General features: G+C 67.5%; 20 protein-coding genes. 9 read left to right on the plus strand and 11 right to left on the minus strand.

Annotated features, from left to right (window positions below; translation table 11 throughout):
- The 4 genes from Q5716_RS14745 to Q5716_RS14760 form a co-directional block, all read left to right on the plus strand.
- The coding region (locus tag Q5716_RS14745) for a hypothetical protein (protein ID WP_305003918.1) at positions 1 to 432 on the plus strand (432 nt) is incomplete at its 5' end.
- The gene (locus Q5716_RS14750) at positions 402 to 1,277 is read left to right on the plus strand and encodes an RHS repeat-associated core domain-containing protein (protein WP_305003919.1); all 876 of its coding nucleotides are present in this window, start codon (positions 402 to 404) and stop codon (positions 1,275 to 1,277) included. The genes Q5716_RS14745 and Q5716_RS14750, both read left to right, overlap by 31 nt.
- Before the next feature lie 944 nt (positions 1,278 to 2,221).
- On the plus strand, positions 2,222 to 3,874 hold the full coding sequence (locus Q5716_RS14755) for an RHS repeat-associated core domain-containing protein (RefSeq protein WP_305003920.1): 1,653 nt from the start codon (positions 2,222 to 2,224) through the stop codon (positions 3,872 to 3,874).
- Positions 3,875 to 4,007: 133 nt separating this feature from the next.
- Positions 4,008 to 4,487 carry a hypothetical protein gene (locus tag Q5716_RS14760; RefSeq protein WP_305003921.1) on the plus strand — a complete coding sequence of 160 codons (480 nt, stop codon included), beginning with the start codon at positions 4,008 to 4,010 and terminating at the stop codon, positions 4,485 to 4,487.
- A 118-nt stretch (positions 4,488 to 4,605) separates the two neighbouring features.
- Here the strand turns inward: Q5716_RS14760 and Q5716_RS14765 are convergent, their stop codons facing one another.
- Positions 4,606 to 5,484 (minus strand): SDR family oxidoreductase, encoded by an 879-nt coding sequence (locus Q5716_RS14765; protein ID WP_305003922.1) that lies wholly within the window; start codon positions 5,482 to 5,484, stop codon positions 4,606 to 4,608.
- 63 nt (positions 5,485 to 5,547) lie between these two features.
- On the minus strand, positions 5,548 to 6,036 hold the full coding sequence (locus Q5716_RS14770) for a MarR family winged helix-turn-helix transcriptional regulator (protein WP_305003923.1): 489 nt from the start codon (positions 6,034 to 6,036) through the stop codon (positions 5,548 to 5,550).
- Between the two features lie 98 nt (positions 6,037 to 6,134).
- Here Q5716_RS14770 and Q5716_RS14775 point away from each other — a divergent pair, with 98 nt between their 5' ends.
- Positions 6,135 to 6,662 (plus strand): dihydrofolate reductase family protein, encoded by a 528-nt coding sequence (locus tag Q5716_RS14775; RefSeq protein ID WP_305003924.1) that lies wholly within the window; start codon positions 6,135 to 6,137, stop codon positions 6,660 to 6,662.
- 24 nt (positions 6,663 to 6,686) lie between these two features.
- On the opposite strand, the gene Q5716_RS14780 is transcribed toward Q5716_RS14775, so the two are convergent.
- From Q5716_RS14780 to Q5716_RS14790, 3 genes are all read right to left on the minus strand, one after another.
- Positions 6,687 to 8,423 (minus strand): hypothetical protein, encoded by a 1,737-nt coding sequence (locus tag Q5716_RS14780; RefSeq protein WP_305003925.1) that lies wholly within the window; start codon positions 8,421 to 8,423, stop codon positions 6,687 to 6,689.
- Positions 8,420 to 10,156, minus strand: coding sequence for an outer membrane protein assembly factor BamB family protein (locus Q5716_RS14785; protein ID WP_305003926.1), 1,737 nt, complete (start codon positions 10,154 to 10,156; stop codon positions 8,420 to 8,422). Before Q5716_RS14785 ends, Q5716_RS14780 begins: the two co-directional genes overlap by 4 nt.
- A gap of 96 nt (positions 10,157 to 10,252) precedes the next feature.
- Entirely contained in the window at positions 10,253 to 10,804 is a 552-nt protein-coding gene (locus tag Q5716_RS14790; RefSeq protein ID WP_305003927.1) for a hypothetical protein, read from the minus strand.
- A 67-nt stretch (positions 10,805 to 10,871) separates the two neighbouring features.
- On the opposite strand from Q5716_RS14790, the gene Q5716_RS14795 reads away from it, so the two are divergent.
- The gene (locus Q5716_RS14795) at positions 10,872 to 11,411 is read left to right on the plus strand and encodes a peptidylprolyl isomerase (RefSeq protein WP_305003928.1); all 540 of its coding nucleotides are present in this window, start codon (positions 10,872 to 10,874) and stop codon (positions 11,409 to 11,411) included.
- Between the two features lie 3 nt (positions 11,412 to 11,414).
- The gene (locus tag Q5716_RS14800; protein WP_305003929.1) at positions 11,415 to 12,245 is read left to right on the plus strand and encodes a rhomboid family intramembrane serine protease; all 831 of its coding nucleotides are present in this window, start codon (positions 11,415 to 11,417) and stop codon (positions 12,243 to 12,245) included.
- A gap of 95 nt (positions 12,246 to 12,340) precedes the next feature.
- On the opposite strand, the gene Q5716_RS14805 is transcribed toward Q5716_RS14800, so the two are convergent.
- The gene (locus Q5716_RS14805) at positions 12,341 to 12,577 is read right to left on the minus strand and encodes a cell division protein CrgA (RefSeq protein WP_305003930.1); all 237 of its coding nucleotides are present in this window, start codon (positions 12,575 to 12,577) and stop codon (positions 12,341 to 12,343) included.
- A gap of 92 nt (positions 12,578 to 12,669) precedes the next feature.
- Here Q5716_RS14805 and Q5716_RS14810 point away from each other — a divergent pair, with 92 nt between their 5' ends.
- Both Q5716_RS14810 and Q5716_RS14815 read left to right on the plus strand, forming a co-directional pair.
- Positions 12,670 to 13,764 carry a class E sortase gene (locus tag Q5716_RS14810; RefSeq protein WP_305003931.1) on the plus strand — a complete coding sequence of 365 codons (1,095 nt, stop codon included), beginning with the start codon at positions 12,670 to 12,672 and terminating at the stop codon, positions 13,762 to 13,764.
- Positions 13,765 to 13,921: 157 nt separating this feature from the next.
- Complete coding sequence (locus Q5716_RS14815; protein ID WP_305004012.1) at positions 13,922 to 14,557, plus strand: anthranilate synthase component II; 636 nt, start codon at positions 13,922 to 13,924, stop codon at positions 14,555 to 14,557.
- 352 nt (positions 14,558 to 14,909) lie between these two features.
- On the opposite strand, the gene pknB is transcribed toward Q5716_RS14815, so the two are convergent.
- The 5 genes from pknB to Q5716_RS14840 form a co-directional block, all read right to left on the minus strand.
- Positions 14,910 to 16,613, minus strand: a complete 1,704-nt coding sequence (gene pknB, locus Q5716_RS14820) for a Stk1 family PASTA domain-containing Ser/Thr kinase (RefSeq protein ID WP_305004013.1) — start codon at positions 16,611 to 16,613, stop codon at positions 14,910 to 14,912.
- 92 nt (positions 16,614 to 16,705) lie between these two features.
- Positions 16,706 to 18,352, minus strand: a complete 1,647-nt coding sequence (locus tag Q5716_RS14825) for a protein kinase domain-containing protein (RefSeq protein ID WP_305003932.1) — start codon at positions 18,350 to 18,352, stop codon at positions 16,706 to 16,708.
- Positions 18,349 to 19,803: a peptidoglycan D,D-transpeptidase FtsI family protein gene (locus Q5716_RS14830; protein WP_305003933.1), complete on the minus strand. Its 1,455-nt coding sequence runs from the start codon at positions 19,801 to 19,803 to the stop codon at positions 18,349 to 18,351. Before Q5716_RS14830 ends, Q5716_RS14825 begins: the two co-directional genes overlap by 4 nt.
- Positions 19,800 to 21,230: an FtsW/RodA/SpoVE family cell cycle protein gene (locus tag Q5716_RS14835; RefSeq protein ID WP_305003934.1), complete on the minus strand. Its 1,431-nt coding sequence runs from the start codon at positions 21,228 to 21,230 to the stop codon at positions 19,800 to 19,802. Before Q5716_RS14835 ends, Q5716_RS14830 begins: the two co-directional genes overlap by 4 nt.
- Entirely contained in the window at positions 21,214 to 22,449 is a 1,236-nt protein-coding gene (locus Q5716_RS14840) for a PP2C family protein-serine/threonine phosphatase (RefSeq protein WP_305003935.1), read from the minus strand. The genes Q5716_RS14835 and Q5716_RS14840 overlap by 17 nt, the downstream gene beginning before the upstream one ends.
- Positions 22,450 to 22,453 lie beyond the last annotated feature (4 nt).

Below are 22,453 nucleotides of genomic sequence, written 5' to 3' on the forward strand. Positions count from 1 at the left end.
ACCGACACGGTGGGCGGTGTGTTGGTGACGGATGTGAAGTACTGCTACGACTACGCCGACCGGCTCGTGGGATCGACCCCGGTGGTCGCGCAGTCAGGGGCGAACCCGGTACTGGGCACGGCGTTGTCGACGACGGGGGCGCCGGCGACGATCGTCTACGACTCCCACGGGAACACCACCACGTTGGGCAACCAGGTGATGGTGTACGACTCGGCGAACCGGCACATGAAGACCACCGTGACCGATGGTGGGGTGACGACGGTGATCACGTATGTGCGGGATGCCACCGGCCGGGTCGTATCCCGCACGGAAAAGGTCGGGACGGCGGCGGCGGTGACGACGCAGTACTTGTACTCCGCGTCGGGACTGTTCGCCACCAAGACGGGTCGAGTGTCGACTACATGCTGTCCCTCCCCGGCGGGGTGCAGGTGACCGCCGCGTCGGCCACGGAGCAGGTGTGGTCGTACCCGAACCTGCACGGCGACGTCATCCTGACCGCAGACAAGGACGGTATCCGCACCGGCGACCGGTACCGGTTCGACCCGTTCGGACAGCCCATCGGAGCGGACGGGAAGATCGGCACCACCGGCGCTGATGACACCGTCGCCGACAACACCGACGGGCAAGCCGACCACTCGTGGGTGGGGCAGCACCAGAAACTCTATGAGCACGCGGGATCCATCGCCTCCATCGAAATGGGCGCGCGCGTGTACGTCGCCGCGCTCGGACGATTCCTGTCCGTGGATCCCGTCGAAGGTGGGGTGATGAACGCGTACGACTACCCCGCGGACCCAATCAACGGCTTCGACCTGACCGGGATGTTTCTGGGGTGGGAAGACGAAGTCATTCCCGGCTTGTTCACGGTCGGCGACATTGCCCACATCATCCTCGGCACGGCGTTGACAGTTGTGGTGGTAGCCGCAACTGCGGCGGCGTGCGCGGGGACCGCCGGCATAGCTTGCCCTTTGGCGGCCGGTGCGGCATTCGGGCTCCTCTTCGGCGTGCTGCCTCACTTCATGCTCGATGTGGCGGTTAGCCACAAGACGCGACCGGAAGAGGCATTCGACTACGTCAGCGGCGGCCTGACAATGTACGCAATGCACAGATATGTTGAGGAGCCGATCGAGGAATTGATTATCAAGCCAGTCTTGACCAACCGTAAGGTGCAGGCTGGCCTAGCAATAGGGGCCGCCGCACTTCTGTTGGGCGGAGGATCGAGTGCAAGTACAGGTTCGTCGGGTGGCGCTGGCGGCGGGGGGAGGATGAGGTTCGTATGAGCAGCACACCATCGACAGAGGTGAGGCGCTACCGAGTTATTGAAAGGGTGTTGGCTGTTGCAGCGATCCCTCCCACTGTTGGCCTCTTCCTCTTCGTTACCGCAGCGCCTTCGATCTTCCTGGGATGCCTGATCGCGTGCGTCGCCATTGTCCCGGTGCTTGTGATTCTGGACCGGGCAATTCGACGTTGCGGGGCCGAGTCCTCCTGGCGCGATGGTCGGTTTAGGTGGAGACCCACAGATACTTGACGTACTGAATGAGAACTGTTAATCGCGGCTTTCCGCCGCTCTTGGGGCGGTGACGAAGCCGACGCATGAGGACGAACGGGCGTTACGCGGCCCCTCACGGCCTGGTCGCACGGGATGCATTTTGTGTGACCTGTCCCAGGTTCTACTGCCACCGGACCAGACGAGAGCCGCCCGGTTACGCGTCGTGGGTTCCGTCGTCGGGTGAGCTGACATCGTCGACCGCTCATGGTGGTGTGCTGTCGGCGGTTCACCGTAACTTTGCTGAACTTCGACACCGATATTGGTGGAGGAGCGGGGGGTAGGGCATATTTCCAGGGCGGAGGCTCTATGAGCTCGGGGGGCAGCTAGGCTTTAGTGAGGGTTGCAGCGTTACCTACGATCACACCGAACAATGGTTTTGAGGACGTCACGTGATCTTTGGATTTGTGTTTCTGTTGCTCAGTGTCGTTGCGTTGTTCAATTACCGTCGTTTTTCCATCTACATGCTCGCGGTTTTCAGCACGATATTCCCGCTGGATGAGGTGGACGGCGCAAACTTTCGCAGGTTCGTCCTGGTAGTCCTCGTGCTATTCGCGATCGTATCGGCGGTGTCGGTTGTCCTCGGCTTCGTAGCCGGTCGAGACCAATAGCCGGTCTCTCGGCCTAGCTGAATGCTTGCCGAGATGCGGGCGTGCCCCTGTCACGAACACTGCGCCGGTGACGTGCCAGTTCATCGCGACGGCCACCTCCAACGAGGTGGTGTTCTCCACCGGTTCGCCGACGTCGGATTCGAGCGTGCTGGTTGATGATGTTGCGGTGGTTCAGGATGCCTGGACCGAGGCCGATGGTGCTGTCTCGTCAGACACCGTGACATCTGAGTCGGTGGCGGAGTCGGTGGTGCGGTCGCAGTCGGGTCGGATCATGCGCAACACGGTCACTGATCGGGGGGTGACGGATGTCTCCACCTACACGTATGACGCGGCGGGTCGACTCACACAGGCGATCATCCCGGGTCACACGCTCGGGTACTCGTATGCGGACACCACCGGGTGTGTGAACAACAAGGCGGGCAGGTCGGGTAACCGCACCCGCTTCACCGACACATTCAACGGTGTGCTGGTGACGGATGTGAAGTACTGCTACGACTACGCCGACCGGCTGGTGGGGTCGACTCCGGTGGTCGCGCAGCCGGGGGCGAACCCAGTACTGGGTGCGGCGTTGTCGACGACGGGGGCGCCGGCGACGATCTACTACGACACCCACGGCAACATCACGACGCTGGGCAACCAGTCCATGACGTATGACTCGGCCAACCGGCACATGAAGACCTCGGTCGTCGGTGGTGGGGTCACCACCCTGATCACGTATGTGCGCGATGCCACCGGCCGGGTCGTGTCCCGCACGGAGAAGGTCGGCACGGCGGCCGCGGTGAGGACGCAGTACCTGTACTCCGCGTCGGGACTGTTCGCGACGAAGACCGGCAGCAGTGTCGACTACATGCTGTCGCTGCCAGGTGGCGTGCAGATCACCGCAACCTCGGCCACGGAGCAGGTGTGGTCGTACCCGAACCTCCACGGCGACGTCGTCCTCACCGCCGACAAGGACGGCATCCGCACTGGTGACCGGTTCAAGTTCGACCCGTTCGGGCAGCCGATTGCCGCAGACGGGAAGATCGGCACCACCATCGCCGACGACACGGTCGCCGACAACACCGACGGGCAAGCCGACCACTCCTGGGTCGGGCAACACCAGAAACTCTACGAGCACGCCGGATCCATCGCCTCCATCGAAATGGGAGTACGCGTCTATGTGGCCGCCCTCGGGCGTTTCCTATCCGTGGACCCGGTCGAGGGAGGCGTGACCAATGCGTACGACTACCCGGCAGACCCCCTTAACAAGTCTGATCTGACGGGCGAAATCGCAGCCGTGATTGCGGTTGGGGTCCTTGAGGCATATCTCCTCCAGTTGATGGTCATCGCCGTGGTCGCCGTGGTCGTCATCGCAGTGATTGCCGCGGTAGTGGAAATCGCGAAAGCTGTGCCGCTCGCTGTACCTCGACCACAACGAACCTCATGGCGTAGTGACAAGAACTACTCGGTATACGAGATCTTCAATGTGTCTTCTGGCGCGGTTTGGAAGATTGGTATAACGAGCCAGGTCAACTTGCTAACTCGCCCGAATTCTCAGTTGCCTAGATGCGAAGAGCACTATGGCTCTCCGTGTTTGGCTCGCGAGATTGCTACTAGGGTGGGATATTTTGAGGCTCGCATGGTCGAGTATTTGAGGATACGCGCCTATCGTGTGCGCTACGGCGAGTGCCCACCGGGTCAGCGGTACAGCTGCAAGCAACTCGAGAAATCGCATGAATAACCACTTGGACGATGATTTTCGCTGGAGCCGCTTTGTCGCGACTCAGAGTTATGACGGACGTACATTCAAAGGGGCACGGGTAGCTCGAATAGAGGCCGGTGGGAACTCGAGGGTCGCCGACTACTACGTGCTCATGCTGGAGGGCGCACCTGCACCGGACGTAGTCGCGACGTACCTCAAGAAGAGCTATGCGCGGGTCCAGGAAATATTCGACTTCGTGGTCGACTCGAATGAGGGTCCCGTTGTCGTCTTCGCGCGCACGCTCTCAGGCGATGGCTCGCTGCAAGCAGCACTTGTCTCCCGCGGGATACCTTCCACCACCTCAGAAGGAACGACTCGCGGTCCCTTTTCTGCGGAGGCTCAGGTATTGCGTGAGTACTCCCTTTACGGCTACCGGTCGACTATCAGCGCGGGCGAGGAAGCAATAGAGGTCGTTGGGCTGTTGCTCGGCACCGCATCCGACGTCGAGTCGAATGCCACCGCGCACTTGCGCGGCCTCGCCCGGGCTGTAAATGGCACCCCGGCCTCGGTGGACATCTACACCACGGGCTGGTCGCGGCCAATCACAATCCAGGTCCTGTTTCGATCCCCGCTCAGGAAGAGGGCCACGTAAACCAACCCGAGGCACACCTGGGGAGCCACTTCCCAATCCACTCGTCGAGAGCGCGCGCGGCCGCGGGCGGACCTGACCTCGGCACCGTCCGGCCGCGAGGCGGTGCGCCCCTCCGCCCTTACCCCTCCGCTGCGCGGGCCGCGGCTTTGCGGGCGTTGAACTCCTTGGTGATGCGGAGGTAGCGGCGCAGTTTGGTGAGGGATACGGTGACGGGCCAGTCGTCGCTGCGGTAGAGGGCATCCGTGCCGCCATCGACGAAGACGAGGCTTCCGGTCATGAAGTCGGCGGCGGGGGAGAGCATGAAGACCACCCACTGGGCGATCTGGTCGGCCTGGCCGTAAGTGCCGAGCGGGATGGGGAAGCCCTCGATGGCGCCGGCGAGCTCCGGGTCATCCAACTGCGCTTGCAGCAGCGGCGTGAGGATCGCTCCCGGCGCGATCGCGTTGAGCCGGATGCCCGCCCCCGCCCACTCCGCGGTGACGGCGTTGCGGCGCATCCACCGGCTCACACCGATCTTGGAGCCGGCGTAGGCGAACGCCGACGCGTTCTTGCCGAACCTCTTCACACTGGCGATGGCCTTCTCGGCGTCGCCCGCGAGGAGGGCCTTGATGGTGGAGCCCGGCACCACCGGGGTCGTAGTCGTCGAGTTGGAGGAGAAGATCACGACCTTCGCGTTGCCCGACTTCGCGAGCTCGGTGCGCCAGGCGGCGAGCAGGTCGACGACGCCGAAGTAGTTGACCTCGATGATGAGGCGCGACCGCGAGTCGCCCGGGCCGGGGCCGAGTCCCGCGGCGAGCACGGCACCGTCGAGGCCGGTGGTGGCGAGCTTCAGCACCTCGGCGGCGGCGGCGGAGCGCCCCGCGCTCGTGGAGAGGTCGGCGGTGACGTCGGCGTCCTTCAGGTCGACGCCGATGACGGTGTGCCCCGCCGCCCGCAGCTGGTCGGCGGTTGCCTTGCCCATTCCTGAGGCGGATCCGGTGACGGCGTAGGTGCCCATGGTGTTGCTCCTTCGTGCGGTTCGTGCGGTGCGTGCGGTTCGGGTGGACGGGTTCGAGCGGGGTCAGGGGGTGCGCGGCGACAGGTCGGCGGCGAGACGGGACAGCAGGATGCCTAGGCGCGAGCGATCGTCGTCGCTCCAGCTCGAGAGCAGCTCGCCCATGAGCGCGTCGCCCACGCGGAACAGGTCCGTGGTGACCTCGGCTCCGGCGGCGGTCAGGGCAACGAGGCTCGCCCGGGAATCGTCGGGGTCGGGCATCCGGGTCACGAGTCCCGCGGCGGCGAGTTTCTCCACGAGGCGGCTGACGGTCGGCGCCGACACGTGTAGGTAGGCCGCGAGCGAACTCGGCCGCCGGGGGCCGAGAGTCGCGATTCCGTACAGTGCGGGAATCGCGTTCGCGTCATCCGGGATGCTCGGAGCCGACGCCAACTCGCGCTGAAACGCTGCCGACCCGAGCACCGTCATGATGCGCACGAGGGCAGCGAGCACGTCGGACTCGTACGGCAGGCGCAGCTCGTCGCTGCCCGCATCCGGGTCTACTTTGCGCGCCATCGTCGCCTCTCAGTACTTTCAGGATGAAAGTACTCCTGCTCGGGCGTGCGAGCAAGCGGTCCCGCCGCAGTGTCGGTCGGGGCGGGCAGGATGAGCCCGTGAACCCCCAGTGCTCCGTCTTCATCGCCACCAGTCTCGACGGCTTCATCGCCGAGGAGGGTGACGGGCTCGGCTTCCTCGAGTCCGTAGAGCGCGAGGGCGAGGACTACGGGTACGGCGACTTCATCGACACCATCGACGCGATCGTGATGGGCCGCGCCACCTACGAGGTCGGCCTCGGTTTTCCCGAGTGGCCGTACACGGGTAAGCGACTCATCGTGCTGACTAGCTCACCCGGTCGCACCTCGGTGCACGGCGAAGAGTTCTCGTCCGAGGAGCCAGCCGAGCTCGTCGCCCGCCTCGGCGGTGAAGGAGTGCGTCGCATCTACGTGGACGGGGGCGCGACCATCCGGTCGTTCCTCGCCGCCGACCTCATCGACGACCTGGTGGTCTCGATCATCCCGGTCGTGCTGGGGCGGGGCATCCCGCTGTTCGGTCTCGGGCTGCCGCGGCTCCCGCTCGAGCTCGACGGCGTGGAGGGCTACCCCAGCGGGCTCGCGCAGCTGCGGTACTCGCGGCAGCGGTAGTCGACCAGGGCGTAGCGCGGGTCGTCAGGCGAAAGGCCGGTCGCGGATGCTCGAGGTCACAGCCGCAAGCAACGACACCACGATGAGCGGATAGCCGAACGTGATCGCACCGAGCTCCGCGAAGACCGACAGGTCGAAGGCGCTGGTCGTGTCGCGCGTCAGTGCGACAAAGGCGAGGGTGGTCACCGCGAGCAGTGCATTGGCAAGCAGCAGCAGAACACGCGAGGGTCGAGGGTAGTGGGGGCTGCCCTCATTCGCGGCAGCATTTCCCGTGAGAAGCGACCACGCCAGTCCGACTAGAACGGCGGCGACAGCGGTCGAGCCGAGGATCGCCCCGAGCGGGTCGGACAGGAAGTCGGCGTGGGCGAACAGTGCAGCCAGCAGCAGCGTCGCGGTGATCCCAGCCAACCGGTCGAGCGTGGCGCGCCTGGTGATCACGGTCCACACGAGGAGCGCCAACGCGGCGAGTGTCGCCATGAGGGCGAGCGAGTCGCCGGCCCACAGGGCCGGTCCGTTGACGAGGACGAGCACGCCTCCGACGAGGCTCGCGATGCCGACCGCGAGGAAGATCTCGGGGGTGCCCCGTCGACCGCGGCGCGCGAGCACGAACGCGAGCACAACGAGCACCGCCCCGAGCGTCATCCGCACAATGGCGAGTGCCACCGAGGAGCTGAGAATCCCGGTGACGACCGAGATGGCCGCGGACACCTCGAGTGGGACTCCGAATACGGGGAGCACTCCGCCGATCGTGCTGAGTACGCCGATCGGAACCATGAGTGTGAGGAAGGCGGCGATGAGGAGGGAAACCGTGGAGAGTGCCTTGACGAGGACGGTGACGGTCGGGGCGGGCGCCTCCCGCGCCAGGCGTCCGATGATGAACCAGCCGGCCCCGGCAACGCCCAGGAACCCCACCGAACCTGCGAGCGTCACGAGTTCCCCCTCCGGATTGTCAATGACGCGTCCGACCGCCGGCACGAGCTCGAAGACTCGCCACACGACAACGAGGGCGAGGGCGATGATGAGCACCGTTCGAGCGGTGCGGTCGCGGAAAGCTCCGGCGATCCACGTCGCTGTCGAGACGGCGAGTTCCGCGACCGCGGCGCCCGATGCGATGGTCAGGGGCGCAGCGAGCGTACCGATGGCTCCGAGCACAGTTGCGAACAGCAGTGGCACGAAGTCGAACCCGGTGGTCGCCCCCCGCGACGAGATGAACAGGATGCTTGAGCCGATCGACCCGAACACCAGCGCCGCGACGATGGGGAACTCCCACCACACGAACGACCGGTGACCCCGAAGGGCGACCAGGAGCACCAGCCCCAGCGAGGTGACGAATGCGACGACACGCCCCACCTGGCCGCCTTCGGTATCGAGTGCGCCGAGGAAGCCGAGTGCGAGAACGGTGTAGCCAGTCACTGCCCAGCGCACCCACGCCCGCGCATGGATGGCACCGGTTTGACCGATCGAGAGGGCGAGGGCCATCAGCACAAACAGCAGCCAGATCGAGAAACGCGGGACGGGTGAGATGCTCGACGCGGCCTGGGAGAAGAGCTCGAACGTCGATCGAATGACGCCCGCCCCCACGATCAGGAGTACGGCGACGCTGTACCCCGCGATGGCCACCACGACGACAGGGCGCAGTCCGAGCGGAATGCGGACATCCCGGAGTCGGCCCTCGCGGATGGGCTCGACGACGACCTTGGTCACGAGCAGGATGAGCGCGGCCCACAGGCCGCCCGCGATTCCCGGACGGACATCGCTCATGGCGTCCTCACCTCCTGGACCTCGAAGGAGCTCGAGGTGACCCAGAAGCCGCCGGGGACCGCGAGGATGTCCATGGTTGTGGCGAATCGTGCTGGATCGAGCATCCACGTCGTCACGGTCGATCCGTTCTCATCGACGAGCCGCACAGCACCCGGGCCCAGCAGCGCAACCAGGGTGCCGTCCGACAGGAGCCGGTCGCTCGCGTCGATGGTCCAGCGCACTGCGCCCGTTAGCGAATACCCGGCGGTCATGTCGGAGCCGGCCACCACGATCGTGTCGCCCAGCACGGTCATCGCCCGAGGTATCCCGACGTATCCGGACGACCACCGCGCTTCGCCGGACGTGGCATCCCACGCGAGCACCGAGCCCGCGTAGCTCGCCACGATCACCCGGCCGTCGACAACCGCAGCGAGGGACGGACGCTCGACGGCCTGCGACCACAGGAGGGTGCCGTCGTCGAGGTCGTAGACCATCGCAGCGTCCTCGGCGTCATTGATCGCGACCACGACACCGTCGCCGACTGCGGGCGCGATCGCGCTGTCCCCGCCCAGGCCGGTCGACCAGGTCGTAGAGCCGTCCCCCAGCGATACGCGGCGCAGCTCGCCGTCCACGGACAGGATCAGCGCACCGCCCCGGCCGTCCGGCACGGGAGGCGCGAGCACGACGTCGTCGAATCGAGCGGTCCACCCCCGTCGCCCCGCTGAGTCGTAGGCCTGGATCGCGCGGTCCGTGGTGCCGACGAGCACCACGTCGCCGATCGCGGTGAGGGTCGTGATGGTCCCGCCGGGGTGCGCGACCCACTCCCGAACGGACGGCTCGCCGGGAGCCGCGGCCCGATAGGCGAGGAGGTCCCGAGTGGACGCGAACACCACCGCCCCGTCCGAGGTGGCCGCGACCGTGCCATCCGTTGTGCCGGGAAAGTCCTGTTCGCCGAAGAGCGGATCGCGCACGAGCAGCGAAACATCCTGCGCCGCTGAATCCGCGAGCGCGAGAAGGTCGACGCGTGGAGAGGCAGCGGATGACTCGAGCCGACGGTCCTCGGGCAGCGGCCGCGTCGCCGACGTGCCGGGTTCTCCGCCGGTGGTGTACTCCGACTCGACCACGCCGCGGCCGGGGCACCAGGTCGAGGTGTCCGCGGACTCGAGGAGAACGGCGTCCGCAGCATCCGGGTCGGTGTAGACGACATCAAGCTGCACGACGAGGCATCCGTCCGGCCCGGCCTTCGCCGAACCGGTCGAGCGGTACTCGATGAGCTGCTGAGGCAGGGCGAAGCCCTCGCTCGACCACGTCGACCCGTCGTGGATGTCCGCGGGAAGCGAGAGCAGCCCCGGCTCGAAGCTGAACCCGCTCTCGCCCCCGGTGAGGGTGAGCATCCTGACCCCGTCGACATCGAGTTCGTAGAGCTCGGTGAGCTGGGGTCGCTCGCCGGAGACGTCGCTCCAGGTCTGCCGCCAGTAGCGATCCGTGTTGTAGCCCTCGGCGTTGACGTCGGCCAGGTTGAACTGGTGGGCGCTCGCGTACGAAGGCAGCTGCAGCAGCATCTGCGGACCGGTCCCGAAAGCGGACTCGAGAATCCACTCCTCGCCGGTGCTATACGTCAGCTCCGAGGCAGAACCGTCGGGCGGCAGGAAGGCTTCTGCAGCATTCTGGGGCGCAGCTGACGGACGTTGATCGGCGACCGCCATCAGCGCGGTGCCTCCGAGTACCGTGCCGACCACTGCGATCCACGCCACTGCGTTCAATCCGGGTCGGGCGGCCTCGGTATGCGGGGGCCCCGATTCAGGTACTACTTCAGCGACCGGCTCTGCGGGTTCGTCGGCCACTGTCGGCTAGCTCGCCGGCGGAGCCTCGGGCTCGTCGTCGATCCACAGGTCGTCGTCCGCGCGCAGCGTCTGCCACGCTGCGTACGCGATCGCCGCGACCGTCACGACTCCGAAGCCGATGAGGATGTACTTGCCCGGGCCCGACTTCTTCGGGGGCTCGATGATGCCCACCTTCTGGCCGAGGTCGGTGCCGAAGCGGGATGCCCGCGCGATCGCATCCCGAACCTGCTTGTTCTTCGCCACCTCGATAGCCGCCAGAGCAGTGCCGAGGGCGGAGGACATCGCGGGCAGCACGTCCTCGACGAGCTTGTCGCGGACACCCCCCGCGGCGTTCCGGGCAGCCGTGCCGGCTGCTCCCACAGCCGGGGCGACCTTGTGCTCGAACGTGTCGCGAACGCGGGGCGCGACCTCCTCGCGCGTGTAGTTCGCAGCCTGACGGCTGGCCTCGCGCACCACGCGAGACGCGTGGTCGAGGAGGTCCTTCTGGTCCTCCCACAGGTCCTCAGCCTGGCTCTTCAGCCGGTTGAGCTCCTTCTGACGCTTGCGCGATAGTGCCATGGCGAAACCTCCAAAGGTCGTTTCGACGAACTCTCCCATCCTGTCATGACATGCAAGAATTGACGCCATGTCTCTTGCTACCGCGGTCGCGACCATCACCACCAACTACGGCCCCATCAAGGTCGAGCTCTACGGCAACCACGCCCCGAAGACCGTCGCGAACTTCGTCGGCCTCGCCACCGGCACCAAGGAGTGGACGCACCCGGCGACGGGCAAGACGACCACCGACCCGCTCTACAACGGCGTCATCTTCCACCGCATCATCAAGGACTTCATGCTCCAGGGCGGCGACCCGCTCGGTCAGGGCATCGGCGGCCCCGGCTACGAGTTCGACGACGAGATCCACCCGGAGCTCACCTTCAACCAGCCCTACCTCTTCGCGATGGCCAACGCCGGCCTCCGCGGCGGCAAGGGCACCAACGGCTCGCAGTTCTTCATCACGACCGTCCCCACCCCGTGGCTGCAGGGCAAGCACACCATCTTCGGCGCGGTCACCGACCCCGAGTCGCAGAAGGTCGTCGACGCCATCGAGGCGGTCGAGACCGACGGTCGCGACAAGCCCCTCAAGGACGTCGTGATCGAGAGCGTCACCGTCGACGAAGTCTGATCGGTGAGCGACTCAGCGGGCCGGTCGAGCAACTACTGCTACCGGCATCCCGACCGCCAGAGCTTCGTCCTCTGCCAGCGCTGCGGCCGCACCATCTGCCCGCAGTGCCAGACGCAAGCGGCGGTGGGGGTGCAGTGCCCGGAGTGCGTGAAGGAGGGGCGCGCGAGCATCCCTCGCCGTAAGCCGGCGATCGTGACGGCGTTCCGACCCGGCGGCACCCAGCCGGTCGTCACCTACACGCTCATCGCGCTGTGCGTGATCGTGTTCATCCTGCAGAACATCCCGGGCGTGCGGGACTACGTCACCACGTTCGGCGTCTACCGCCCGGTGTACACGGCGATCCTGCCGTGGACGATGATCACGGCGATGTTCCTGCACGGGTCGATCATCCACATTCTGCTGAACATGTACTCGCTGTTCATCTTCGGGCCGATCATGGAGCGGCTCCTCGGGAGGGGGCGGTTCCTCGCCCTGTACCTCATCAGCGGGTTCGGCGGATCGGTGGCGGTGCTGCTGCTCGCTCCGGCGTCGGCGGTACTCGGGGCATCCGGCGCGATCTTCGGTCTGCTGGGTGCGTTCTTCGTGATCCAGCGGCGGCTCGGCGGGAACAACATCCAGCTGCTCATCGTGATCGCGCTCAACCTGGTGATCGGATTCCTGCCGAACCTCAATATCTCGTGGCAGGCGCACGTGGGCGGGTTGGTCGCGGGAGCGGCGGTAGCGTTCGTGTTCTTGCGCACGCGGCATCCGAGTCAACGGATGCTCCAGCTCGTGCTCGTCGGCGGCGTCGTTGCCGCACTGCTCGCCCTCACCGTGGTGGGCGTCCTCGTCTAAGCCGCGCGGCTCACAGGTCGGACTTATCCACAGGTGATTCCACAGTGGGTATAACTACAGCCGTGTAGTTCCACCCCTGAAGTGGGGGAGCGGCGTCAGCGCCACCGCGTGGTCATGAGGAACCCGATGAACATGATCCCGAAGCCGATGAGGATGTTCCAGCTGCCGAGGTCCGGAATGGGCAACTGGCTCTGGCTCACGTAGAACACGATGATCCAGATGAGTCCGAGCAGCATGAAGCCGAACATCACGGGCTTGAACCACACCGGGTTCGGGGCGGACTCGCCGGTCGACACCGGGCGCTCGGGCTTGGTTCGTGCAGTACGGGCCATGCCGGAGATTGTAGCCGATGGTGCGCAACGCGGGCCCGGCGCTGAGGCCCACTCACGGTACGCATCCAGCAATCTGACCTTAGAATCTAGCCATGTCCGACGATCTGGAGCGCCTGTTCAACTTCGGCGCCGACGACGACTCCGAGAACGCCGCGCGGCGTGAGTCGGAGGCCGTTGCGCCGACCGCGGACACCGTCGCGGGCTCTGCCCTTGAGCGAGTCCCCGGCACCGAGGTCGAGCGGCTCCCCGGCAGCGACGTCGCGCGAGTCCCCGGCACCGAGGTGGATGCGCTGATCGGCACCTCCGTCGAGCGCGTGCCGGTGGAGGGCGGCCGAGTCGCCCGCCGGCTCGCCGAGAAGGCCGAGCTCGAGGCGCAGAAGGGGAACAAGCGCGCACCCCGAGTGCCGAAGGCCCCCCAGGAACTCGGGGAGGGAGCGGCGGTCGCCGCAAAACCCCGCCCGAAGCTCAGCGTCGTCGGAGTGCTCGGCGAGTTGCTGATCACCGCCGGAGTCGTCGTTCTGATGTTCCTCGGCTGGCAGATCTGGATCAACGACAAGATCGTCGGCAACGAGCAGCAGCACCAGGCCGCCGAGGTCTCGCAGGAGTGGGACAAGGGTGAGGGCCTCGCGCCCGCCCCGGTGGACCGCCCCGACCCGGGTCCGCCGCCGACGATGGCCGCCCCCGGTAACGCCGAAGTCATCGCGAACGTCATCATCCCGCGCCTCGGCGCCGACTGGGTCCGCACGCTGCGCCAGGGCATCGGCGTGCACGACGTGCTCAACCAGGGACTCGGCCACTACCCCGACACCCAGATGCCGGGCGAGGTCGGCAACTTCGCCATCGCCGGGCACCGCACCGGGTGGGGCGCGCCCCTCGAGGGCATCGTGAACCTCGAGGTGGGTGACAGCATCTACATCGAGACTCCGGATGGCTGGTACCGCTACGTGTACCGGTCGCACGAGTTCGTCATGCCCACCGGCGTCGAGGTGCTCGAGGCCGTGCCGCAGCTGCCCGACGGCACCCCGACCGACCGGATCATCACGATCACGAGCTGCAACCCGCCCCTTACCGCGGCGGAGCGCATCATCTCGTACGGCGTGTACGACACCTGGTACCCCCGCGCCGGCGGACCCCCGCCGGAGATCGCGGGCCTCGTTCAGGCCCAGGCGGCGGCGGCGGCGGGCTGATGTACGGGGCGCTGTGGAGGGTCCTTCCGGGGCCGTGGTGGGTGCGCGTGCTCATCCTCGTGGTGGCGGTCGCCGCCATCCTTTACGCGCTCACGTTCTGGGTGTTCCCATTCGTCAATACACTGATCCCTCAAGGTGATGTGACCGTGGAGGGCGGCTGATGCGCGTACTGGTCGTCGACAACTACGACAGCTTCGTCTACACCCTCAACGGGTACCTCCTGCAGCTCGGTGCGGAGACCACGGTCGTGCGCAACGACGCGTTCCCTGCGGACGCGGCCGCCGACGCCGTGAGCGAGTACGACGCCGTGCTGCTGTCGCCGGGCCCGGGGACTCCGGCTGACGCGGGGGTGAGCATCCCCATCGTCAAGGCGGCGCTCGAGTCGGGTCAGCCGCTGCTCGGCGTGTGCCTCGGCCACCAGGCGATCGCGGAGGCGATGGGCGCGGTCGTGACTCACGCCGAGGAGCTCATGCACGGCAAGACGTCCCTCATCACCCACGATGACAGCGCCTTCTATGACGGAGTACCGCAGCCGTTCACGGCGACGCGCTACCACTCGCTCGCCGTCGTCGACTCGACGGTGCCGAGCGACCTCATCGTCACGTCGCGCACCGAGGGCGGCGTCATCATGGGGCTGCGTCACGAGAGCCTGCCCATTCACGGCGTGCAGTTCCACCCCGAGTCCGTGCTGACGGAGGGCGGCTACCGGATGCTCGGCAACTGGCTCGCGGCGGCGGGACTCCCCGAGGCCGCCGAAACCGCGCGCGGCCTCACTCCCCTCGTCAAGCTGTAGCAGCGCCCGCCCCCTCCTTCGCCCGTTCCCTTCTTCGCCCGTTCGGCCGCATCCGCATCTGCCAACCGCATCCGCGGCTTCCGAAAAGACGGAGATCGCGGGGCAGGTGTGCGCCTTTCCGCAGGACCGCGGGCGGATGCCCCGAATCTCCGTCTTTTCGGGCGGAGGAGGGACCCCGTGGGGGCGAGCGGGTAGGGCGGGCGCGCGGGTATGGCGGGCGCGCGGGTATGGCGGGCGCGCGGGTATGGGGGGCGAGCGGGTATGGCGGGCGAGCGGGTAGGGCGAGCGCGCGGGTAGGGCGGGGTGCTCCCTTCCCGGGGTCGGGCAGCGGGCCGCAGGGAGCGGCGGGCGCCTAGCCGCCGCCGCAGACTCGGATCGTGATGGGGGTGCGCTGGGGCACGTCGCCGATGGCGGACTGAGCGGCGACGACGTTTCCGCCGCAGCCGAGGTCGACCTGCGGGGTGATCGGCAGCTTCAGTCCCTCGAGGATGGAGCGCGCCTCACCCACGGCGCGACCGGTGAGGTCGGGCACCTGCACGAGGCCGTTGGAGACGAACAGGTTGACGGTGTCGCCTTCACGGATGATCGTCCCATCCGTGCGCCGCTGCGCGTCGCCCTCCGGATCGGACCGGATGACCACTCCCGTCGGCACGTCGGCCGAGTACTCCTGGGTCGTGGTGCCGTAGACGAGCCCCTTGGCTTGGATCTGCGCGATCGCGTCGGCCTCGAGGAGGTTGTTGACGTTGGGCACCATCGCCGGGGTCTCGCCCAGGGATACATAGACCTTGATCTGCGTGCCCGGTGCGACGGTCGTGTCGGCGGCGGGGTCGGTGCGGATGATCGCACCCTCGGGCACGGACTCGCTGGCCTCCGTGAACCGCTGGGGAAGGAGGTCCACCTCTTCAATGACGGCGGCGCCGTCTTCGTACGACTGGCCGACGACGTCGGGCACGACGCGCGACGTGTTGCTCGCGAGGTCGGCGGGGGCGAGGTTGAAGGTCCAGAAGATGACGGCCGCGATGATGACGACCATGCTCGCGATGCCCGCCCAGATCCAGGCCACGGGCGGGCGGTTCTGGGTGCGCACGAGGCGCTCGTCGTTGTCGACGGTGAGCTGGCGCAGCGCGGCCTCACTGCCGGCGACCGAGCTGGGGTTCACGCCGAAGAGCGTCGCGTTGAAGTCGTTGACCGCGAGCTCCTTGCGCACCGGCACCTGGCCGGCGGCGGCGCGCTCCAGGTCCTGGCGGAAGTCGCTCGCGCTCTGGTAGCGCTCGAAGCGGTCCTTCGAGAGCGCGCGCAGGACGACGGCGTCCATCGCGGGGGACACCTGCGGGTTGAGCGAGCTCGGCGGCACCGCCTCGGAGTTGACGTGCTGGTAGGCGACGGCGACGGGGTTCTCCCCGCGGAACGGCGCACGGCCGGTGAGGAGCTCGAAGAGCACGATGCCGGTCGAGTAGAGGTCGGTGCGGGCATCCACCGTCTCACCGCGCGCCTGCTCGGGCGAGAAGTACTGGGCGGTGCCGACGATCGCGCTAGTCTCGGCGATCGTCGCGGAGGAGTCGGAGATGGCCCGGGCGATGCCGAAGTCCATGACCTTCACCTGGCCGCTCGAGGTGATCATGATGTTGCCGGGCTTGATGTCGCGGTGCACGACGCCGGCGCGGTGCGAGTACTCGAGGGCCGTGAGCACTTGCTCGACGATGCGCGCCGCCTCGGCGGGCTCGACGGGGCCCTCGGCGATGATGTCTTTGAGGAGTCGGCCGTCGACGTACTCCATGACGATGAACGGCACGAGCGTCTCGGCGCCGCTCGCCTCGCGCACCGACTCCTCGCCCGCGTCGAAGATGCGCACGATCGTGGGGTGGGCCATCTTCGCGGCATCCTGCGCTTCACGGCGGAAGCGGGTGCGGAAGGCGGGGTCGTTCGCGAGTGAGGGCTTGAGCAGCTTGATCGCCACGCGGCGACCGAGGCGGGTGTCCATGCCGACGTGCACGTCGGACATGCCGCCGCGGCCGATCAGCTCGCCGAGTTCGTAGCGCCCCGCGAGCTGTCGCATGAGACGCGCAACGTCATCGGTCACGAAAGCTCTCCTCGGGGGAACGCGACAATACCTCTGCCAGTGTAGCCGTCAGGCCCACGGCCAGTCTGTCACTCGACTGTGATCGTCACGGGGTCGGATGCGGGGGACTCGAACTCCGTGCAGACGGCGGTGTAGGCGATGGTGGTGTCGCCCGCGGAGCCGAGCGTGACATCCATGCTCGTCGTGCTCGCCGGAACGACGTTGCCGATGGAGGCGGTGCCGTTCGTGATCTGGAAGTTGAAGCCGCTGTGCACGTAGCCGGACGGGCATCCGCTGTACGACGGCCAGGAGATCGTGATGACGCTGCCGGCGGTGTACGGGCCGGCGGGCACCGTCACCTGCCCGGGCTTGGTCGCGACCGGGTCGGGGATGGCCGTGTAGAAAGTGACCGTGATGATCTCGCCCTTGCGCACGTTGCCGCGGGGGTTCACGCTCGACGCGAGGCCCTCCTGCTCCTTCGTCGGCGCCTGCTGGCCGTCGCGCACCTCGAGGTTGAGGCCGAGCTGGTCGAGGTAGGCCTTCACCTCGGCCTCGGTCTTGCCGAGCACCTGGCTCTCGTCGAGGAAGACGCGGTCGCTCGACGGGGTGGGCGTCGGGCTCGTCGGCTTCGCCGACGTGGGAGCCGAGCTCGTCGGGTCGACGGGGGCGGTGCCCGGGTTGGCGAGCAGGGCGATCAGGGTGCCGATGAGCACCACCGCGAGCAGCGAGATGAGGGCGACGAGCGGCCACGTCCACGGGTTGCGGGGCTTCGCCTCCGGCTGCACCGGGGTGTCGACCGGGCCGTTGACCGGCAAAACCGTCGTCGCGACGGCCGTCTGCTGGCCGAGCACCTGGGTGGCGGGGGACGACGGCATCTGGCCGAGGATGCCCGGCACGGCCGCGGCGGCGGCCGCGACATCCCCACGGCGCAGCGATTGGGCGGCACGCGCCAGGTGGGCCGCCGACGCGGGGCGGTCGGCGGGGTTCTTGGCGATGCACGAGTAAACCAGGTTGCGCACCGGCTCGGGAACGGTGTCGGGCAGCGGCGGGGGCTGCTCGTTGATCTGCGCCATCGCGATGGCGACCTGCGACTCGCCCGTGAACGGCCGCTTGCCGGCGAGGGCCTCGTAGGCGACGATGCCGAGCGAGTAGATGTCGGTCGAGGGGGAGGCGGGATGCCCGCTCGCCTGCTCCGGCGACAGGTACTGAACCGTGCCCATCACCTGCCCGGTCGCGGTGAGCGGCACCTGGTCGGCGATGCGGGCGATGCCGAAGTCGGTGATCTTGACGCGGCCGTCGGGCGTGATGAGGAGGTTGCCCGGCTTGATGTCGCGGTGCACGAGCCCGGCCGCGTGTGCGGCCTGCAGGGCGAGCGCGGTCTGGGCGACGATGTCGAGCACGCGGTCGGTGGGGAGCACGCGCTCCCGCTCGAGGATGGCGCTGAGCGCCTCACCGGGCACGAGCTCCATCACGAGGTAGGCGCTGCCGTCCTCCTCGCCGTAGTCGAAGACGTTCGCGATGCCTTCGTGGTTGACGAGGGCGGCGTGACGCGCTTCAGCGCGGAAGCGCTCGAGGAAGCCGGGGTCGCCGAGGTACTCGTCTTTGAGGATCTTGATGGCGACGGTGCGCCCGATGACGAGGTCGGTCGCCTGCCAGACCTCGCCCATGCCGCCGATGGCGACTCGGCTGGACAGCTGGTATCTGCCCCCAAACGTGAGGCCGCTGCTGGGTCTCATCCGAATAGCACCGCCTCAAGTACTCTCTTCGCGATCGGGGCCGCGATCTCGTTTCCGGAGCCGGATTGTCCCTGCCCGCCGCCGTTCTCGATCACCACTGCCACAGCTACCTGTGGGTCGTTCGCCGGGGCGAAACCGGTGAACCAGAGGGTGTAAGGGTCACCCTCGCCGTTCTCTGCTGTACCGGTCTTACCCGCGACATCGACTCCGTCTATTCTGGCATTACTGGCCGCGCCGTTCGCGACCGACTGGACCATCATTTGGCTGATCGCGGCGGCAGTTTCGGCGCTGATCGCCTGGCTGAACTGCTCCGCCTCGAACTGCTGCAGCACCCGCAGGTCGCTCGTCATGATGTTCTCCACGAGGTTCGGCTTCATGAGGGAGCCGCCGTTGGCGATCGCCATCGACACCATCGCCATCTGAAGCGGGGATGCCCGCACGCTCGACTGCCCGAAAGCGGAGAGCATCGTCTGCGGCTCGTCGAGCGCGCGCGGGTACACGCTCGCCGTCGACTCGAGGGGAACGTCGATGGACTCGTTGAAGCCGAACTTCGTCGCCTGCTCGCGGATCACCTGGGGCCCGAGCGCCTGGCCGAGCTCCGCGAAGGGGATGTTGCACGACAGGCTGAGGGCGGTCGCGATCGACACCGTCGCAGTGCCGCCGCACACGTCGCCGCCGGAGTTGGTGATGACGTTGTCGCTCTGCGGGAGGGTCAACTGCGCGGGGTTCGGGAACTCGGAGGCCGGCTGGAACTGCCCGCTCTCGAGCGCCGCGGAGGCGACCACGAGCTTGAAGGTGGAGCCGGGCGGGTTGAGCGCCCCGGCGAGGGTGCGGTTGAAGAGCGGGCCGGCCGGGTCATCCAGCAGGGCTTCGTATTGGGCGATGACCGCGTCGGTGTCGTGCACCGCGAGCGTGTTCGGGTCGAAGGTGGGCTTGGAAACCATCGCGAGGATCTCGCCGGTCTTCGGGTTGATGGCGATGACGGCGCCCTGGAGGTCGCCCATCGCATCCCACGCGGCCTGCTGCACGACCGGGTCGATGGTGAGCTCGACGGAGGCGCCCTTCGGGTTCTGCCCGGTGAGGATCGCGTTGATGGTGTCGAGGAACTGCGAGTTCGACGTGCCCGAGAGGTAGTCGTTGAGGGCTCCCTCGATGCCGGTGTTGCCCTGGTTGAGGGTGAAGTAGCCGGTCACGGGTGCGTAGAGCAGGGCGTTCGGGTAGGTGCGCTGGAACTTGTACTCGTCGTCGGTGGGCACGGAGACGGCGATCGGCTGGCCGTCGACGAGGATGGGCCCGCGCTCGGCCGAGTAGCTCGCGTAGAGGGTGCGGGAGTTGCGGCCGTCGGCGCGCAGCGAGTCGGCGGTGATGACCTGGATGAGGGTCGTCGACACGAAGAGGGCGACGAACATCGCGAGGACCACGATGCTGATGCGCTTGAGCTCCTTGTTCACTGCTGCCCCACCACCAGTCGGGCCGGCTCGCCGTCGGACTCGATGACGAGCAGCGGCTGCGTGCGGACGGAGTCCGAGAGCCGAAGCAGGAGCGCGGCGATGATCCAGTTGGCGACGAGCGACGAGCCGCCCGCGGCGAGGAACGGTGTCGTGAGGCCGGTGAGCGGGATGACCCGGGTGACGCCGCCGATCACGACGAAGACCTGCAGGGCGATGACGAACGCGAGGCCGACCCCGAGGAGGCGGCCGAAGTCATCCTGCCCGGCGAAGCCGATGCGGAACCCGCGCGCGACGAACAGCAGGTACAGGCCGAGGATCGCGAACAGGCCGACGAGGCCGAGCTCCTCGCCGAGCGCGGAGATGATGTAGTCGCTCTCCGCGAGCGGCGTGATGTCGGGGCGGCCGCGGCCGAGGCCGGTGCCGATGAGCCCGCCGTTCGCGAGCCCGAAGAGTCCCTGCACGAGCTGGTAGCTGCCGCCGATCGCCTCGTAGTTGTCGGGGTTGAACGGGTCGAGCCAGGCATCCACGCGACCGCCGACGTAGCTCAGCACGCGGCTCGCGACGAACGCGCCCGTGCCGAAGAGCGCGAGGCCCAGGATGATCCAGCTCGAGCGACCCGTCGCGACGTACAGCATCACAAGGAAGAGGCCGAAGTACAGCAGCGCGGTTCCGAGGTCGCGCTGCACCACGAGGACGAGCATGGAGGCGGCGAACACCACGAGGATGGGGCCGAGGTCACGGGCTCGGGGCAGCTGCATCCCGAGGAACTTCCGCCCGACCATGGACAGGGAGTCGCGGGCCGTCACGAGGTAGCCGGCGAAGAAGATCGCGAGGGCCACCTTGCCGAGCTCACCGGGTTGGAACGAGAACGGACCGATCTCGATCCACAGCCGGGCGCCGTTCTTCTCGGTGCCGATAAGGGGGAGCATCGGCAGCAGCAGGAGCAGGATGCCGCTGAACATGGCGATGAAGCGGTACTTCTGCAGCACCCGGTGGTTGCGCACGACGATGAGCACGCCGATGGCGATGACGATCGCGATCGCCGTCCAGACGATCTGCCGGATGCCCCCCGCCTCCCACCCGGAGGCGCCGTCCGCGAGGTCGATGCGGTAGATCATCGCGATGCCGAGGCCGTTGAGCACGGTGATGATGGGGAGGATGAGCGGGTCGGCGTCGGGGGCGACGATGCGCATCGTCACGTGCATCCCGAGGATCAGCACGCCGAGGCCAGCGACGAGGGCGAGCACCGACGCGTCGATCGCGCCCGTCGCCCCGAGCTGCACGAGGGCGACCGCGCCGAGCACGATCGCGATCGCGAAGATCACGAGGAGCAGCTCGAGGTTCCTCAGCCGCGCCGGCTGGCGCAGCTTGAGGCGGATGGTCGACGTGAACGTCGCCCGGGCGTCGGCGCTAGGGGAGTCGGTCATTCGACAGCTGCTCCACGATGCGTCGCGCGTCCGCGAGGTCGGTCGCGTTGATGGTCTGCTCGACCGCCGACTGGCGGTAGGCGGGGAGGTCGTCGATCTCGATCGTCGTCTCCTCGAAGACGTGCGAGAGCTGGATCGGGCCGATGTCCTGCTGCACGCCCTGGAAGATCGCGACGCGACCGTCCTCAACCCCCACGAAGTAGTGCCGCTGCGTGAACTGGTAGCCGAGCAGGAGTCCGAAGACGATGCCGACGATCACCAGGAGGAGGAACACCAGCCACGTGACGCGGCGGCGTCGGGCACGGCGGCGGTCTTCCGCGATGAGGGCGGCGAGGTAGTCGTCGGACTCGGGCTCGAAGTGGCTGTCGTCGGGCTGGGTGGCCTTGAGCGGGTGCAGCAGGAGGCTCGGCAGGCGCAGGGCACGGCGTTCCGTCTCCCCGTCGAACTGGAGGGGGAGGGCGGCGGACCCGACGATGGTCGGGGAGGCGTGGGAGTTGTCGGCCGTGTCATCCACGTCGACGACGACGACGGTGACGTTATCGGGCGCACCCTGGTCGAGGCTCTCGCGCACCAGCCGGTCGGCGGCCTCGCGAGCCGAAGGCACGGACGCGAGCACCGCGGCGATCTTCTCCTCGGCGACGTAGCTCGACAGCCCGTCGGAGCACAGCAGCCAGCGGTCGCCGGGGCGGGTCTCGCGCACGGCGGTGTCGATCTCCGGCGAGGCATCCACATCACCGAGCACGCGCATGAGCACGGAGCGGCGGGGATGCACGGCCGCCTCCTCCGGGGTGATGCGCCCGCTGTCGACGAGCCGCTGCACGAAGGTGTGGTCGCTCGTGACCTGCTCGAGGTGGCCGTCGCGGTAGAGGTAGATGCGCGAGTCGCCGATGTGCGCGATGGCGACCTTGTCGTCGACGCGGAGGATGCCGGAGACGGTGGTGCCCATGCCGGTGAGCTCGGAGTGCTCGAACACGGTCTCGGCGAGAAGGGAATTGGCGGCGAGGAGCGCCGACTTGAGGGCGAACTCGGCGTCGTGGGGGGAGGCGTACTGCTTGTCGGTCTCGGTGATGCGCTTCGTGGCGATCGCGGAGGCGACGTCGCCTCCCGCGTGGCCGCCCATGCCGTCGGCGACGAGGAAGAGATATCGCCCGGCGTAGCCGCTGTCCTGGTTGTTGGAGCGGATCTTGCCGACGTGCGACACCGCTGCGCTTCTGCTCACCGGC

The sequence above is a fragment of the Antiquaquibacter soli genome (genome assembly GCF_030580675.1).
Classification (GTDB): Bacteria; Actinomycetota; Actinomycetes; order Actinomycetales; family Microbacteriaceae; genus Rhodoglobus; species Rhodoglobus soli.

Excerpts from the sequence above, each read along its gene's own strand:
- Q5716_RS14750 (WP_305003919.1), top strand. The coding sequence starts at position 402 with ATGCTGTCCCTCCCCGGCGGGGTGCAGGTGACCGCCGCGTCGGCCACG.
- Q5716_RS14760 (WP_305003921.1), top strand. The coding sequence starts at position 4,008 with ATGCTGGAGGGCGCACCTGCACCGGACGTAGTCGCGACGTACCTCAAG.
- Q5716_RS14765 (WP_305003922.1), bottom strand. The coding sequence starts at position 5,484 with ATGGGCACCTACGCCGTCACCGGATCCGCCTCAGGAATGGGCAAGGCA.
- Q5716_RS14770 (WP_305003923.1), bottom strand. The coding sequence starts at position 6,036 with ATGGCGCGCAAAGTAGACCCGGATGCGGGCAGCGACGAGCTGCGCCTG.
- Q5716_RS14780 (WP_305003925.1), bottom strand. The coding sequence starts at position 8,423 with ATGAGCGATGTCCGTCCGGGAATCGCGGGCGGCCTGTGGGCCGCGCTC.
- Q5716_RS14790 (WP_305003927.1), bottom strand. The coding sequence starts at position 10,804 with ATGGCACTATCGCGCAAGCGTCAGAAGGAGCTCAACCGGCTGAAGAGC.
- Q5716_RS14795 (WP_305003928.1), top strand. The coding sequence starts at position 10,872 with ATGTCTCTTGCTACCGCGGTCGCGACCATCACCACCAACTACGGCCCC.
- Q5716_RS14805 (WP_305003930.1), bottom strand. The coding sequence starts at position 12,577 with ATGGCCCGTACTGCACGAACCAAGCCCGAGCGCCCGGTGTCGACCGGC.
- Q5716_RS14810 (WP_305003931.1), top strand. The coding sequence starts at position 12,670 with ATGTCCGACGATCTGGAGCGCCTGTTCAACTTCGGCGCCGACGACGAC.
- pknB (WP_305004013.1), bottom strand. The coding sequence starts at position 16,613 with ATGCGACAGCTCGCGGGGCGCTACGAACTCGGCGAGCTGATCGGCCGC.
- Q5716_RS14825 (WP_305003932.1), bottom strand. The coding sequence starts at position 18,352 with ATGAGACCCAGCAGCGGCCTCACGTTTGGGGGCAGATACCAGCTGTCC.
- Q5716_RS14835 (WP_305003934.1), bottom strand. The coding sequence starts at position 21,230 with ATGACCGACTCCCCTAGCGCCGACGCCCGGGCGACGTTCACGTCGACC.